Origin of the sequence: Thermococcus sibiricus MM 739, from assembly GCF_000022545.1 — an archaeon.
GTDB classification, from domain to species: domain Archaea; phylum Methanobacteriota_B; class Thermococci; order Thermococcales; family Thermococcaceae; genus Thermococcus_A; species Thermococcus_A sibiricus.
The window spans coordinates 557,743-572,981 of the sequence record NC_012883.1 but is presented as its reverse complement, the minus strand read 5'-3'; the positions used below and the strand labels follow the sequence as shown (position 1 = coordinate 572,981).

The 15,239-nt window shown below is 40.4% G+C and carries 17 protein-coding genes; 9 read left to right on the top strand and 8 right to left on the bottom strand.

Annotation, left to right across the window (positions count from 1 at the left end):
- Window positions 1–53: 53 nt before the first annotated feature.
- Window positions 54–1,097, bottom strand: a complete 1,044-nt coding sequence (gene tdh, locus TSIB_RS03045) for an L-threonine 3-dehydrogenase (RefSeq protein ID WP_048160234.1) — start codon at window positions 1,095–1,097, stop codon at window positions 54–56.
- Between the two features lie 230 nt (window positions 1,098–1,327).
- On the opposite strand from tdh, the gene TSIB_RS03040 reads away from it, so the two are divergent.
- The 3 genes from TSIB_RS03040 (at window position 1,328) to hmgA (ending at window position 3,657) form a co-directional block, all read left to right on the top strand.
- The gene (locus TSIB_RS03040) at window positions 1,328–1,534 is read left to right on the top strand and encodes a TRAM domain-containing protein (protein ID WP_048160806.1); all 207 of its coding nucleotides are present in this window, start codon (window positions 1,328–1,330) and stop codon (window positions 1,532–1,534) included.
- 112 nt (window positions 1,535–1,646) lie between these two features.
- Window positions 1,647–2,405: a MinD/ParA family ATP-binding protein gene (locus TSIB_RS03035; RefSeq protein ID WP_015848898.1), complete on the top strand. Its 759-nt coding sequence runs from the start codon at window positions 1,647–1,649 to the stop codon at window positions 2,403–2,405.
- Between the two features lie 28 nt (window positions 2,406–2,433).
- A complete protein-coding gene (gene hmgA / locus TSIB_RS03030; RefSeq protein WP_015848897.1) occupies window positions 2,434–3,657 on the top strand; it encodes a hydroxymethylglutaryl-CoA reductase (NADPH) in 1,224 nt (407 codons plus the stop codon).
- Here hmgA and TSIB_RS03025 read toward each other — a convergent pair.
- From TSIB_RS03025 to TSIB_RS03005, 5 genes are all read right to left on the bottom strand, one after another.
- Window positions 3,654–4,226: a hypothetical protein gene (locus tag TSIB_RS03025; RefSeq protein WP_228359825.1), complete on the bottom strand. Its 573-nt coding sequence runs from the start codon at window positions 4,224–4,226 to the stop codon at window positions 3,654–3,656. The genes hmgA and TSIB_RS03025 overlap by 4 nt on opposite strands.
- A gap of 65 nt (window positions 4,227–4,291) precedes the next feature.
- Window positions 4,292–4,915, bottom strand: coding sequence for a hypothetical protein (locus TSIB_RS03020; protein WP_015848895.1), 624 nt, complete (start codon window positions 4,913–4,915; stop codon window positions 4,292–4,294).
- 57 nt (window positions 4,916–4,972) lie between these two features.
- Window positions 4,973–6,862 carry a Glu-tRNA(Gln) amidotransferase subunit GatE gene (gene gatE / locus TSIB_RS03015; protein WP_015848894.1) on the bottom strand — a complete coding sequence of 630 codons (1,890 nt, stop codon included), beginning with the start codon at window positions 6,860–6,862 and terminating at the stop codon, window positions 4,973–4,975.
- Complete coding sequence (gatD, locus tag TSIB_RS03010; protein WP_048160233.1) at window positions 6,862–8,181, bottom strand: Glu-tRNA(Gln) amidotransferase subunit GatD; 1,320 nt, start codon at window positions 8,179–8,181, stop codon at window positions 6,862–6,864. The genes gatE and gatD overlap by 1 nt, the downstream gene beginning before the upstream one ends.
- A 64-nt stretch (window positions 8,182–8,245) precedes the next feature.
- Complete coding sequence (locus TSIB_RS03005; protein WP_015848892.1) at window positions 8,246–8,539, bottom strand: transcriptional regulator; 294 nt, start codon at window positions 8,537–8,539, stop codon at window positions 8,246–8,248.
- Between the two features lie 45 nt (window positions 8,540–8,584).
- On the opposite strand from TSIB_RS03005, the gene TSIB_RS03000 reads away from it, so the two are divergent.
- From TSIB_RS03000 to rsmA, 5 genes are all read left to right on the top strand, one after another.
- Complete coding sequence (locus TSIB_RS03000) at window positions 8,585–9,757, top strand: tRNA pseudouridine(54/55) synthase Pus10 (RefSeq protein ID WP_015848891.1); 1,173 nt, start codon at window positions 8,585–8,587, stop codon at window positions 9,755–9,757.
- Window positions 9,758–9,880: 123 nt separating this feature from the next.
- Window positions 9,881–10,174: a 50S ribosomal protein L21e gene (locus TSIB_RS02995; protein ID WP_048160232.1), complete on the top strand. Its 294-nt coding sequence runs from the start codon at window positions 9,881–9,883 to the stop codon at window positions 10,172–10,174.
- Between the two features lie 5 nt (window positions 10,175–10,179).
- Window positions 10,180–10,542, top strand: a complete 363-nt coding sequence (locus TSIB_RS02990; protein ID WP_015848889.1) for an RNA polymerase Rpb4 family protein — start codon at window positions 10,180–10,182, stop codon at window positions 10,540–10,542.
- A gap of 77 nt (window positions 10,543–10,619) precedes the next feature.
- The gene (locus TSIB_RS02985) at window positions 10,620–11,246 is read left to right on the top strand and encodes a DUF655 domain-containing protein (protein ID WP_048160231.1); all 627 of its coding nucleotides are present in this window, start codon (window positions 10,620–10,622) and stop codon (window positions 11,244–11,246) included.
- A gap of 2 nt (window positions 11,247–11,248) precedes the next feature.
- Window positions 11,249–12,070 carry a 16S rRNA (adenine(1518)-N(6)/adenine(1519)-N(6))-dimethyltransferase RsmA gene (gene rsmA, locus TSIB_RS02980; protein WP_015848887.1) on the top strand — a complete coding sequence of 274 codons (822 nt, stop codon included), beginning with the start codon at window positions 11,249–11,251 and terminating at the stop codon, window positions 12,068–12,070.
- Here rsmA and TSIB_RS02975 read toward each other — a convergent pair.
- Entirely contained in the window at window positions 12,060–12,599 is a 540-nt protein-coding gene (locus TSIB_RS02975) for a ferritin-like domain-containing protein (RefSeq protein ID WP_015848886.1), read from the bottom strand. The genes rsmA and TSIB_RS02975 overlap by 11 nt on opposite strands.
- 205 nt (window positions 12,600–12,804) lie before the next feature.
- Window positions 12,805–13,353: a ferritin-like domain-containing protein gene (locus TSIB_RS02970; protein WP_015848885.1), complete on the bottom strand. Its 549-nt coding sequence runs from the start codon at window positions 13,351–13,353 to the stop codon at window positions 12,805–12,807.
- A 90-nt stretch (window positions 13,354–13,443) separates the two neighbouring features.
- On the opposite strand from TSIB_RS02970, the gene TSIB_RS02965 reads away from it, so the two are divergent.
- A complete protein-coding gene (locus TSIB_RS02965; protein ID WP_048160804.1) occupies window positions 13,444–15,189 on the top strand; it encodes a radical SAM protein in 1,746 nt (581 codons plus the stop codon).
- Window positions 15,190–15,239: the final 50 nt, after the last annotated feature.

Here is a 15,239-nt window from a genome sequence, read left to right as displayed (position 1 = left end):
TTAAAAATTGCGGTGGAAAATAAACAAAAAAATATAAAAACGTACCAATATCTTTATGGAATGAAAACAACTTTTCCTGTTTTTCCGGCCCTCATTAACTCAAAAGCCTCTTCAAACTTATCAAATCCCTTGTATTTGTGAGTTATGACTGGATCCAAGTTAAGCTTTCCACTTTTCAAAAGATTTGAAACTGTATACCAGGTTTGCCATAAGTGCCTTCCAGTTATTCCATGGATCTCTAGGGCCTTGAAGATGACTAAATTGTTTATATCGAAAGTAACCTCTTTTGGGAATAATCCCAAAAGACTGACTCTACCAGCAGGTGTTACTGCTTGGAGGCCCTGCTCAAGGGCTCTTGGCGCACCGCTAAATTCAAGAAAAACATCTACACCGTTACCATTAGTCAAATCCTTCACTTCCCTGACAACATCCTCTTCCATTGGGTTTATGACAACATCAGCACCCACTTTCTTTGCGAGGTTTCTTCTAAACTCACTTGGCTCACTCACAATGACAAGGGATGCCCCACTTGCCTTTGCAACAGTGATTCCTAAAAGACCCAATGGACCAGCTCCAGTAATTAGAACAGTCTTGCTAGCAACAGACCCGGCCAAAACTGTATCAACAGCGTTTCCAAGAGGTTCTTGAAGAGTTGCATACTCTGGTGGAATATTCTTTGGATTTTTCCAAGCATTTTGTGCTGGAACAATTGCATATTCGGCAAAAACACCATCGCTATCTACACCAAATATCTTCGTATTCTGACATACATGGTAATTGCCAGTCCTACATTGATAACACTCCCCACAAACTATGTGGGTCTCCGCAGAAATATAATCCCCTATTTTGAGATTATGAACTCCTGGACCTACTTCCACTACCTCGCCCGCCACTTCATGTCCCATTATCTGGGGAGGTTTGATCCTGCTTTGGGCCCATTCATTCCACTCGTAAATATGTAGGTCAGTGCCGCAAATGCTTGTCGCAAGAACCTTAATAAGAACTTCCCCCTCTTTTGGATTTGGAACATCAACTTCAACAAGTTCTGCACCATAAGCTGGCTTAGTCTTCATTATTCCAAGCATTTTTTCGTTCAAAGTTATCATCTCCATGAATTTTTTAACATTAATACCTCGGTTATCTTTGATATAAATTTTTTGTCAAAACCTTGCCCTTTAGAGTATGATAACTCACCTGAACAATAAAAAGATTTGAAAATTAAGTTCTAAACACCAAAAACCTTAAGTACCCCTATTATCACCATAAGATTGCAGATACTTGTTTGGTGGTGTCTGAATTGGAAGATAGAAAGGTTGGAAAGAGGAAAATGGATAGGAGGGCCCCAAAACTTCCCCCAGTAAAAGTTGGGGAAAGATACAAGGTGAAAATCGAAGCTCTTGGGAAGGGTGGAGATGGAATAGCTAGAATTAAGGGATTTGTGGTCTTTGTCCCTAATACAAAAGTGGGGGATGAAGTGGAAATCGTCATTAACAGTGTGAAACAGAAATTTGCGTTTGGGGAACTCATAAGCTGATTTTTTCTTCATTCTATTTTATGGAAAATCTTATATTTCTTCCTTTACATACATAGGTTAAGTACTTTGTATACTGAACTCATCAGCATTTACTATAACAGGAGTGAATACAATGCCCGTTATAATCGTTACCGGAAGAGGTGGAGCCGGAAAAACTACAACTACTGCAAATTTAAGTGTATATTTTGGCCAAAAAGATTACCGAACCCTCGCAATAGATGGAGACCTTTTTTTGCCCAATCTAGGTTTTCATTTTGCCCTAGAAAACGTTAGTTACACACTCCACTCCATTCTTAAAAATCCCGATGTAGATCCTGAATGGGCAATATACAAGCATGAAAAAACTGCTGTTAATGTAATGCCCGGTAGCACTAGGTTGCAAGATGTTGTAGGAATCTCTCCCAAACGTCTGAGAGAAATAGTTGAACTGATGAAATACAAATTTCCTGTACTATTTCTTGACTCCCCTACAGGAATACCCTTCGATACGTTACCAACATTTGAAGTGGCTGATTATCAAATAATAGTTGTTGAAGTTGAGAGATCACCAATTCATTCCTTTGAAGCAATGGTAGAAAATGAAATTAACAAACTCAGAATGATTGGAGAAGAATATGGACTAAAAATTGGCGTTGTTTTAAATAAGGTGATGGAATCAGGGGATATTATTGAGCATATAGTGGAGGAGATTGAGCAGAATGTTGGTCTCCCTGTTATAGGTATCATCCCATTTGATGAAAACGTCCCCGAGTCCATTAACGTGGGGATCCCTATTCTTGGATACAAGCCAAAAAGTGATGCAGCGTTAGCGTTTTATGAGACTGGAGAAATCCTTGAAGAGTGGATATTTAAAAAGATTAAAAAAGTCTGAAAAAATCTCTTTTTGGAGGGGATATAATATGAACATTGAAGAACTCATTGAAAAAGTCGCTAAAGGAGAGATTAAGTTACACCAAGTAGAAAAATATACTAATGATAAACATCTGGCCACGGAAGTTAGAAGAAAGGCCTTAGAAAAGAGATTCAATATAAGCCTAAAAAACATTGGCCACTATTCTATAGACCCCAGCCAAGTGATAGGAAAAAACATTGAGAATATGATAGGGGCTGTACAGATACCCATGGGGGTTGCAGGGCCTCTCAAGATAAATGGGGAATATGCCAAAGGAGAGTTTTACATTCCATTGGCAACAACTGAAGGGGCTTTAGTTGCTTCAGTAAATAGAGGATGCTCTACTTTGACTGCTGCTGGTGGTGTTAAAACAACAGTAATTGATGATAAAATGACAAGAGCACCCCTATTGAAATGTCCAGATGCAAGGAGAGCGAGAGAGGTTGCCCAATGGGTTGAAGAAAACCTCGAATATCTCCAAGAAAAAGCAGTTTCTAAAGTGACCAGACACGGAAAACTTAGGAGGGTTAAACCCCACATCATTGGCAACAACCTTTACCTGCGTTTTGAGTTTGAAACGGGAGATGCTATGGGTATGAACATGGTCACGATAGCGAGCGAAGAGATAATGAAGGTAATAGAGGAGCACTTCGCAGATGTGAAGTACCTCGCCCTGTCGGGCAACCTCTGCGTTGATAAGAAGCCCAATGCGATGAACTTTATCAACGGAAGGGGAAAAACCGTTATAGCTGAGGCTGTTGTTCCAAGGGAGATTGTTGAAAGGAAGCTCAAGACAACACCCGAACTTATAGCGGAGGTAAACTACAGGAAGAACCTTGTGGGATCAGCACAAGCAGGTAGCTATGGATTTAACGCTCACTTTGGGAATATTGTGGGGGCTATATTCTTAGCAACAGGTCAAGATGAGGCTCAAATAACCGAGGGTTCCCACGGAATAACTCTCGCAGAGGTCACTCCAGAGGGAGATCTCTACATAAGCATAACAATGCCTAGCCTTGAAATTGGAACAGTTGGTGGGGGAACAAGAGTTCCTACGCAAAGGGAGGCATTGAGCATTATGGGTGTTGCTGGCGGTGGAAATCCACCGGGAACTAATGCAAAGAAGTTTGCAGAGATTGTTGCGAGTGCAGTATTAGCAGGAGAACTTTCTTTATTGGCAGCCATAGCAGCGAAGCACTTAGCAAAAGCACACAAAGAGCTTGGACGCTAGGGTTTTATTTCCTTCTTTTTTAGCGATTCCAAAGCTGAGGGCAGGATATTTTTCGTAATTATTTTCTTTTTCCTTTCTACTGGTTTAACTCCTTTAAACGACAAAATTGGGAAAGGATAATCTATTAAGAGTGTCACCAAGAGCACCAGCGCTGCAATTAGGATTGAAGACAGCAGGTAATCCCAATAGCTCTTAGCTTCAAAAAACAGGGGTGCAACTGCTCCAATGCCTAGAGAAATCAGAAAAGTCACCACGGGAAACCTCTTATGCTTTTTTGGATTTATTTTACCTTTGCATATGAGCTTAAGGAGATACTTTAACCCTTCAGGGGCAAAAACATCGAACTCAAGAGCATCTTCAAGCTCGATCCTTTCCGGGAAAAGATAGAACACCCTGTTCAGCTCTCCTTTCACCTCCACTATTCCAATATGCTCACTTCCATACAGAGAATCTGCAAGACTTTCCAAAGTATAACACTCCGGATCTATGAGTCTAACGGGCCTTATTCCGAGAGATGAGAAGCGTTTTTCAAGAATTTTTGAGGTTTCTGCAAGAGAAGAAGTCGACACCACAGAATAGACACATCTTGTGGGTTTTTCGGACTTTGAGCTTGGGAAATAGTGAGGTAAGACCCTCAATCCTCCCAATCCCTCTTTCTGTAACCCTTTTTAATGCTTTGAAGTGCGAAGATGAAAAATAACACAAAGGCTACAATGTTGCTGAGCTGTGAGATATCAATGACGTTTTCAAATGCCAAATATCCTGCTACAAAGGTTAAAAGACCTAAAGCCACTTCTATTGCTGTTAGAACCAATTCAAACGTACTTTTCTTAGTTAACTTCCCCTCAACAATTTTATTGGCAATTTCTTCAAGGGCAGAATCTTTCTTAATTAAAAATACCATGTACTTATCCTTGTTCTTGAACTTGATCCTCTCCTCGCTTGGAACTAAATAAAACCAGCGATTCATCTCATCTGTGAGTTCAACCACATAAACCCTACTTGACTTGGAAAATAAATTTTGGGCATTCATTAGAAGAGTATACCCATCCGGATTTACTACTCTATTGAAGGTTTTTCCTTTGAAGACTTCCTCAACTTCTCTAGCCTTTTCGCTTATTAACTGATCCGGTTTTACCTTGATTAATACATAAACTAACTTCTTTTCTTTTTTAGCTGGCTTAGTCTTCTTTTCCCTTTCAGGTTTTTCCTTTCTGGATTTCCGGGGTATTATTATAGGGCCTGGAATAAATCTCATGTTGATTCCCGATTAGAATACAACATGGAATTTTAAAAAGTTATTGAGAAAGGAAAATTAAGAGGTAAACTCTTGAATTTTCTTCCTTACAAGCTGGTTCACAAGTTTTCCATCGGCCTTACCACGAAGTTTTGCCATTGCTCTTCCCATGAGCATTCCCATTGCTCCCATCCCTTTCTCTTTTACTACATCTATGTTCTCCCTGACGATCTCTTCGATTATTTTTTCAACTTCTCCTTCGCTTAAAAGAGTAAGGCCTTTTTCTTCTGCAACCTGTAGAGCTGTTTTTTCTGGATGTAATGCAAGTTCCTTGAATATTTCTTCAAGTGCTTCCTTTGCAATCTTATTCTCATGAAGCAGTTTGAAGGCATCCTTTATGTGAGTCTCTGTGATGTTATCAGTGGAGACCTCTTTTTTGAGGCCTTTTAGCACAACCACAAGAATTGAAGCTGCCAGAGAAGGTTTAATACCCATTGCTATTAGTTCTTCGAAGAGTTCATCTCTCTCATCATCAACAAGCGTCTGTGCTAGACTCTTATCGATCTTATACTCTTTAACATACCGGTTCACTTTCGCTTGTGGGTATTCCGGAAGATTTTCGAGAATTTCTTTCTTTAACTCTTCACTCATGAATATTGGAGGGATATCCGTTTCTGGGTACATCCTGGCTTTTCCAGGAAGTGGACGCATGTATTGAGTGTTCCCATCCGGAAGAGCTCTTCTAGTTTCCTCAGGCACTCCACTAATGGCCTCTCTGGCCCTTTGAAGAATTTCTCTAAGGGCCTTCTTAGCGATCTCTTCCTCCGCAGCAACCAGAACAAATGCATCAAATTCTCCAAGATTGAGCCTCTCAACAACCTTATCAACTTCTTCTTGACTTATTCCATAATTGGGGAGTTCGTCTATGTGGAATATGCCCTTTACGTATTTCTTTGCCCGGTCTGCCATTTCAGTTCCAAGTCTTCTTCCGGGTTGAATCTCAAAGCCTATAAGGCCTCTAAACTTGGGGAGCTTAATGGCCAAGATCTTCCCGCCTTTCTTTAAAGTCCTAGCAATTATCTTAGAACCAGTGCCACTGAAGATATCAGTCACATCATAGAATTCTTCCTTTAGATCCTCTTCTTTCACTCCTCTCTTTTGGAGTTCTTCTTTAATTTTCAAGAGATTCAGCTGCCTCTGGACTTCACGTTCTATGATAACTGGAATCATATCAAGCTCTTGCACACCCTTTATCTCAATTCTTGCCCCACCTTTAATTGAGACGTTTAAATCCTGCCTTATAGTTCCAAGGCCACGTTTCACTTTACGGGTCGCTCTAAGTGCATCTCCAATAAACTTGGCCACAATCTTTGCTTGCTCAGGGTGATGGATATCCGGAGTTGTTGCAATTTCAATCAGAGGTATTCCCAAACGATCAAGCCTGTAAATTGCCTTCCTCTCACCCTGTTCTATAATTCTACATGCATCCTCCTCAAGACAGATTGTAGGAATTCCAACACTCCCCCAAGGAGTATCCACTTTACCGTTCATCCCCACAATAGCAGTTCTCTGGAAGCCGGAGACGTTGGAACCATCTATAACGATTTTCCTCATAAAATGAACCTCATCAACAGGAATAGCATTTAAAAGATAAGTTATTTGAAGGGCCACTTTTAGAGCCTCTTCATCTGGCATGTGGGGTGGTTCTTCATCTACATACACTAAATCAGTATATTTATAATTGCCTTCATAGACAAAAGCCCTGCCTCTTTTGAACTCTTCCAGGGCAGCTTGATCAATCTCCCCAAGTTCGCTCATAGTGGGCCTCAATCGTCTCTCAAATGTGAAGTCAACGTTATCGTGAAGTTGACTAGGTACTGCAGAAAAGAGCTTTTTCGTGTCGAGCTGTCTGTGAATCTCAAGACCAACCTTAAGTCCCAAGCTTTTGTAATCAAACTCCACCTTCATCACCCCAGATAAGTGTCAAACCTTGTGTAAGGGGTTATCTCCCCAGCATAATTTGTAAGCATCATTTTCTTAACCTCTTCAAGGTTCTGTGTATGTCCCAGCACCCACATAAGTTTCACATAAGCTGTCTCTGGAAGCATGTCTTCACATGGGATAACTCCGGCTTTAAGGAGTTTTCTTCCAGTGGAGTAAACATTGAGATTAACCCTTCCATAGAGACACTGACTTGTCATACAAATGATAGCTCCCTCTTCAACTGCTCTTTCCATTGTTGGAATTATTTCATTTGGCGCGTGGCCCAAGCCAGTACCTTCTATAACAATTCCTTTGTAGCCTTTATCAACAAAGAAGTCTATGATTTCTCCAGTTATACCCGGGTAGACCTTTATGAGTGCAACTTTTTCTTCAAGCTTGTCATCCACCCAAACTTCACTATCGCTTCTCTTTCTATAGTCCTCCCTCAAGTACTCAACTCTCCCATCATGCCATATTTTGGCTATTGGAACATCATTTATACTCCTAAAGGCATCTCTCCGAGAGGTGTGCATTTTCCTAACTTTTGTCCCCCTATGGGCCAAACAATAAGTATCTCCAGTCTCTCCATGCATGACAATAGCAACTTCTCCAAAATTCTCAACCGCCATTCTAGTGGAACATATTAAATTCATGGCAGCATCGCTTGACGGCCTATCGCTACTTCTCTGAGAACCAACAAAAATCACCGGTTTTCCCAAGTCGCGAAGCATGAAGCTTAAGGCTGCTGCCGAGTAACCCATAGTATCGGTTCCGTGTCCTATTATAACCCCATCTTCTCCACTGTTCAAGGCCCTTGCAACTTCATGGGCCATTCTTTTCCAGTATTCGGGCTTCATGTCTTCGCTCATTATGTTGAAAAGAAGTCTTGGCGTTATGTTTGCTATCTCAAAAATCTCCGGCACAGCTTTTGCAAGCTCCTCAGCTGTAAAAGCAGCATGTACTGCTCCGGTTTTGTAATCTATTTTGCTTGCTATTGTTCCACCTGTTCCTATTATGGTCACATTTGGAAGCTCAGGCTTTTTAGGGAGAACCTCTTTGAATGAAATCTCTTCCTTCGGCTTGGCCCTTTCAAGAACTCTAATTTCTGCTATCTGATCGATAAGGACACCAATGTTATAACCGTTATCCAGTTTTATTGTGAGGGTTTCTCCTTTTGAAAGCTCATATGGTGGCATCAAAATTCCTCTGTGAGTAACTGCAACCCCATTCTCTTTTTCAATGACTTCAACATAATCTCCAATGTTTAATCCCTTTTCTTTCATAAAAACATCAATTTTCCTCATTATGAAACCTCCCATTTGATAATTGTTAGCCAAGGAGAGTTTGATATAGTAGATATAAATCTTCTCACTTAAGCCCAATCTTAAACCTTGGTTCTTCTATCCATTCCGACTTACATTTTGGGCATCTACCCGGAACCTTTATTTCTGGCTTAAATATAAAGCCACACTTTTTACACTGCGCTGGCTGGATTAAGAGGATTTTGCCTTCACGTTTTACAACGTTTGCGATTGCTTTTATGTCATCTAAAATAATTTTTTTGCTTCCCTTACCCCTAATCTCAAGCATGAGTGCCAGTTCACTCACACTATAATCCCGCTCTTCCAAAAGCTTTATTATCTTCTGTCTTCTGGTCATCATAGAGAGAAGTTTGAAAGAGCATTAAAAAGTTTAAGGGTGCGAAGGATGATAATAGAAAAAGCGAAACAACTCCTTGAAAATCATGAAATCTGTGATCACTGCCTGGGGAGAATGTTTGGACTTCTTGGAAAAAGTGAAAACTACATTAGGGGCAAATCCATAAGATTAATTTTAAACATGGAGAGGGAAATTAATGGGGAGAGCCCAATTCTTGAACCTCCAAAATGTGAACTTTGTGAAGGGGTTTTCAAAAAAGTCGATCATCTCGCGAGAATGTGCTATGAAAAGGCTTCAAAGATGGGATTGGAATTTGAGACATTTCTAGTAGGCTCACGATTTCCAAAAGGGATACTCGAAAAAGAACAAAAGATAATGAATGAATTTGATTTAAAATACGCTGAACCCATCAACAGAGAATTAAATCGAGAGATTGGAAAGATTCTAGAAATTATTCTACAAAAACAGGTGAACAAGGAAAATCCAGATGTGGTTTTTATAATTGAACCTTATACCGAGAGAATAGAGCTTCAAATAAAGCCGCTTCATGTATATGGCCGCTATAGAAAGCTTGTAAGGGGGATTCCTCAGACCCCATTAAAAGGGTTTAAAGAAAGCGTTGCATCAATAATATGCAGGCCTTTCTCAAAGGCCACAGGCGGAAAATGTGTTTTTCATGGCGCTGGGAGAGAAGACATCGATGTCAGGATGCTTGGAAATGGAAGACCCTTTGTCGTAGAAGTAAAAAGACCGATAAAAAGAAAAATCAACCTCAAAGAAATTGCTGAAGAGATTAACAGAAGTGGAAAGGTAGAGGTTTTAGATCTAGAATGTATAAGCGCGAAAAAAGCCGAAAAGGTTCTCACACCAAACCATAAGAAAGAATATGAAGCCTTAGTGTGTGTTGAGGAGGGTATTAGCAGAGAAGAAGTTGAGAACGTTGTTAAAGCGTTAAAAAGAGCTGAGATACATCAAATGACGCCAAGAAGAGTCCTGGGTAGAAGAGTCAATTTAGTGAGAATAAGAAGGATCCACGAGATTGAGGGAGAGCTGATAGACGAAAAACATTTTAAACTTCGTTTAATAACTGACGGTGGGCTTTATATTAAAGAGCTAATTTCTGGAGATGGAGGTAGGACAATTCCCTCAGTCAAAGAGGTATTAAGGAAAAATGCATGGTGTGAAAAGCTTGATGTTCTCAATATCCTAGATGGAGAGTGAAAACTTTATAAATGGTAGCACGCATGAGCTTATGATATTGGGAAAGACCCGTAGTTGAAAAAAGATCGTTCCTAAACGCGTGATTTATTAAAAGTTCCATATAAGCTTTGAGAGGTGATTGAGATGGTTCAAAAAGCCCATACTATTAGAAGAAAAACTAGAGGTAAACTCAGCAAGTCACCAAGAAGAAAAGGACTCCCTGCACTCACAAAGTTCCTTCAAGAGTTTGAAACTGGACAGAAGGTTCACATTGTTATTGAGCCAAGTTATCAGAAGGGGATGCCAGATCCTAGATTTCACGGGAAAACAGGGACAGTGATTGGCAAGAGAGGAGACGCTTATATAGTTCAGCTCGCAGATGGAGATAAAGTAAAAACATTCTTCATCCATCCCGTTCATTTAAGGCCACAGAAGTGAGGATTATGATAGGCCGTAAAAAGATAAAAGAAAAATACATTTCAATTCCAGAAGCGAAGGAGTTACTACTCAAAAGGAAAGAAGAAGGTGCCAAAGAAAACCCAGAGGAACCCATATTTTACGAAGCAAGGATTAGTCTAGAGCATGCTGAAAGATTTTCAAAACTTTCAGCAGATCAGGCAAAAGAACTAAGAGAAAAGCTTATTGGTTTATTTGAATGGTTAGATGAAAGAACCGCCACAAAAATCATTGATATAATGCCGAAAGATTATTTCGACATTAAAATAGTTTTTGCCAAAGAAGAACACATACCCACAAAAGAAGAGGCAGAAAAAATACTTGAGATTTTAGATAAATACCGAGAGTAAGCCTCTTCTATCTTTTTCTTCATTTTCTCAAAAAGTGTTAAAAACCCTTAGAGCGTATATTCTTGGGGGGAGAGACAATGGATTATTATCATAAAAGGCATTCCTATGCTTCAAGTGTAGATAAAAAGAGACATAACATTGAGTATGAGGAGTATGCATATGTATTAGATTATCTTCCCACAGGCTATCTGGACTTAGAACATCAGAATTTTAGGGAGAAACGACCTATAGCTCAGGTTGTGGGGGAAAAAGCCTTTACCCTTCTGGAAGTTATACCCAAAACGGATCTCATGCTCTACGAAAGGGTGTTCATTGGAAAGGGGGAGAGAGATAAGGTGCTCATGATATCCAAAAAACTTAACTACGATAATCTAACTCCAACTGCAAAGGCTGAACTTCCATATATCCTTGAGGAGATTGTAAAGAACAACGAGGAGCGTTTTGTGAAGTTTTTCAACCTTGCCCCACCAATTACTAACAGACTTCACAGCTTGGAACTGCTTCCGGGAATAGGAAAGAAGCATATGTGGGACATTTTAGAGGAGAGACAAAGAGAGCCGTTCAAAAGCTTTGATGATCTGAAACACAGAGTAAAGGGACTCGCAGACCCAGTGAAGATGATAGCGAAAAGAATATTGGACGAACTTGAAAACAAGGACCGCTACAGACTTTTTGTTGGTTCAAGAAGGATATTTAGGGAGTAGAGATGTACTCCAAGGTCTTTTCTTTAATTTCTAAATACAACCTAAAGCCGAACTCTGATCTCGGGCAAAATTTTCTGATAGTGGGAGATGTCATCAAAAGAGAGGTGGAAAGGGCAGAAATAAAAAATAGCGAAACTATTCTTGAAATAGGGCCCGGCTTAGGTGTACTTACCGACGAACTTGCCAAAAGGGCTGGAAAAGTTTACGCCATAGAGAAGGACTCGCGGATAATTGAAATCCTAAAGAAGGAGTACAACTGGAGTAATGTGGAGATCATGCAAGGAGATGCTCTAAAAATTAAATTCCCAGAGTTTAATAAGGTGGTCTCCAATCTACCATATCAGATTTCGTCTCCAATAACCTTTAAGCTTTTGAAGTATGATTTTGAGAGGGCTGTGCTCATTTATCAGCTCGAATTTGCCCAGAGAATGGTGGCAAAACCGGGAGATAAAAATTATTCCCGCCTTTCAGTTATGGTGCAGGCCAAAGTGAACGTTGATCTCGTCGAGAGGATTGGCAGGGGAGCATTCTATCCAAAGCCAAAAGTCGATTCTGCAGTAATAGTGATGGAGCCCAAACCCAAAGATGAACAGATCGAGCTAAATGAAAACCTCGTGAAAGCCCTCTTCCAGCACAGAAGAAAACTGGCAAGCAAAGCTTTGAAAGATTCCTATCACATGCTGGGGCTAACAAGGGAAGATTTCAAAAAATTCAAACCCATTATTGAGCGCGTCCCCCATAGCAACAAGAGAGTTTTCCAATTATCTATAGAAGATATAAAAGACATTGAAGAATTCCTCCGAAATGAGAGCCTTATTGATTAGAAACTTCCCTTTTAGCAGCGGATAATTTTTTAATTATTTTGAGTCTGTTGTAGCGCTCTTCTTCTCTCTTCGCTAACCATTGAGCAAGTTCCCTTACCTCTGGGTTTTCTGCTGTAGTGGAGACATATTCACAAATTTCTTTAGCCATTTTTTCATTTTTCATCAGAATTTCAATAAGATGTTCAAGCCTAGCCTTTTCAAGAAAATCTTTTAATGTTTCTTCAGTTAAAACAGGTTTTATGGACGGAAGATCGACTGGGACAGGTTCTTTTCCTGGAAAGATCTTTTTGTAAAATTCAAGAAGCTTCTCTGCGTGTTCAAGGTTCTCTTGATAGAGCTGGTAGAAAATTTTAGGGATCTCTTCATTCCAGATCATTTCTTTACTCAGCTCGTACAGCCGATAATATACCTCAGCTTCTTCAACTTCAGCTTTTATCTTGTATGAGAGCAATTCTCCAGGGGTCATTTGTGGGAGCTTTTCGAGACACTTTTGGAGAATACGACTAACAGAGGAAAATACTTCCGACACTATATCACCCTTAAAAATTGGATTTTGAAATTTAAAAACATTAAGCTTCCAAACATAACGAATCCTCCAAGATACGCTCAAGAAACTTAAACCTCTTATTGGGAGGACCCCTCATGCCAACAAAAGGGTCTTTCAACTCTCTCCTGAAGAGATTAAGGAAATAGAGGCTTACCTAAAGGGTAAACACATCATCCGGTGAACTCTCTCACTTTTCTTCTTCAGGGTTCTCTCCGAAAAGCTCCGCGTAGAGGCTTCTCAGCCTTTCATAATGTCCATTTTCAATTTCGGCCAGCCATTTGAGGATCGCCTTTACTTCTTCATCGGTAGTTTGTTTCGCCAAGTATTCATAAACGTCGTGTGCGATTTTCTCCGTACCCATCAGGTATTCGAGGATCTCTTGAAGTCTCCCTTGATACACCAAATCCCTCAAGCGTTTCTCGGACAGCTCTACCTCTAAGGCAGGGAGATCGACCTTAATAACTTCCTCATCTGGATACATCGTACGATAAAGCTTTAGCAGTGTCTCAGCGTGTTCCAGACAATCGTTGTACATATCCAAGAAAAGCTTTGAAACTTTCTCATCCCAGTTAACCTCACTACTTATTGCGTAAAGCCTATGGTACATTTCCGCTTCCTTTACCTCCTGATCCATCCAGTACACAAGGAGTTCCTTAGTGCCGAGCTTTGATATAGCCTCCAAAATTTGTTTGAATTTGGACTTTTCTTCTTTGGTTTTAAAACGCTGGTGCATCATATAGTTCACCTATGTATATAATGGTAGTCCTAGCATTTATACCTTTTGACATGCGATTGGTTTTTAAAAGACATGGCAGACTCATCCATGATGATAGTTGCGATAATAGATGGCTACACTGATGAACCAGCGGGGCTTGGAGTGCCACCCTATTTGGGAATCTACCCTAGGTACGCTTATGGGGCAATAAAAAAGGCCAGAAAAGATGCTAGGGTATTCTACTTGACAATCGACGACTTACGCTTTACCTTTGAGGGCGAGCAAGGGATAAAAACCAAGAACAAAACTCCCAATGTTGCAAAGGCAGGTAAAATCCTCGAGAAGGCCGATGTGATTGTTTACATTGGCGGCTTGCACACCCCGGGCAAATACCTTTCTGCGGTTCCTTCCCAGGTAGAGGAGGTTGCAAAGTTCATAAAACCCTTTAGAGGCGTTAAAATCCTCGGAGGGCCGGCTTTTATGGGTTCGGCTCATGAAGGAGGAACTAGGATAAGCTCAAGAGAACTCATGCTTGCCCAGAATGTTTTCGATCACATAGTTTACGGCGACTTGGAGGCCTTCCTCTATGATTTCCTCACAAATCCCAAAGATGCAAACCCCTTCCGCTTCAGGAGTTATTCGGAATTGAGGGACTACGCCCTCCTTGGAGCTGAGGTCGTAAAGCAGTTCCCAGACTATCCAGAGTTTGTTATAGTGGAAATCGAGAGCCAAAGGGGATGTCCAAAGGCCGCTGGCATAGGGGGATGCAGTTTTTGCACTGAGCCTGTGAGATATAAAACAATTGAAGATAGGCCAATTGAGGATATTGTAAAAGAAGTCGAGATTCTTTACAATTTGGGTGTGAAGCACTTCAGAATAGGAAGGCAGAGCTGTATCTTTTCATATATGGCGAAGCCAGATAGCAGAGTGCCCATCCCAAATCCTGAAGCCATTGAGAAACTCTTTAAAGGTATAAGGGCTGTTGCACCGAAAATAAAAACACTCCACGTTGATAACGCAAACCCGGCCATAATAGCAAATTATCCCAAGGAAAGTATCAGGATAGCAAAGGCCCTGATTGAATATGGAACCCCCGGGAATGTTGTTGCCTTTGGCCTTGAAACTGCCGATCCAAAGGTAGCAAGACTTAATAACCTAAACTCAACCCCTGAGGAAACTTACGAAGCTGTGAAAATCTTAAACAAAGTGGGAGCAAAAAGGGGTTACAATGGCATGCCCTTGCTGTTACCGGGAATCAACATTCTTTTTGGCCTGCCCGGAGAGACTAAGAAAACCTATGAGCTTACCTACGAGTTTTTAAAGAAAATTCTTGATGATGGTCTTCTAATAAGAAGGATAAACATTCGACAGGTGGTGGTGTTTCCAGGAACTCCATTATGGAACATGAGAGAAAAAATAAAGACTGAAAAGCATAAAAAACTCATCCACCACTACAAATACAAAATAAGACATGAGATAGATTATCCAATGCTCAAACGCTTGGTTCCTGTGGGTACGATTTTGGGAGAAGTCAGGGCAGAAGTTTTTGATAATGGTTTAACTTACGGCCGGCAGATAGGAAGTTACCCCCTTATAGTGGGAATTCCGAAGGAGATAGAGCTCAATAAGCTCTACGATGTTGTGATAGTTGGTCATGGATTTAGAAGCATAACGGGAATTCCGATTCCCATAAACGTGAATCGAGAAAGTTCCAAAGTGCTTGGTTATCTTCCAGGACTCGGCAAGAAGAAAATAATTAAGATTCTCGCACAAAGGCCCTTTGAAAACAAGGAAAAATTTCTAAAACTGTTAGATCCCAGAGAAAGGGAATTCTACAAAAAGATTACAAAAATCTAAAAATCCAAATCAGGGTTCTATAAAAATACAAAGTTAAAAAGAAATTAAGA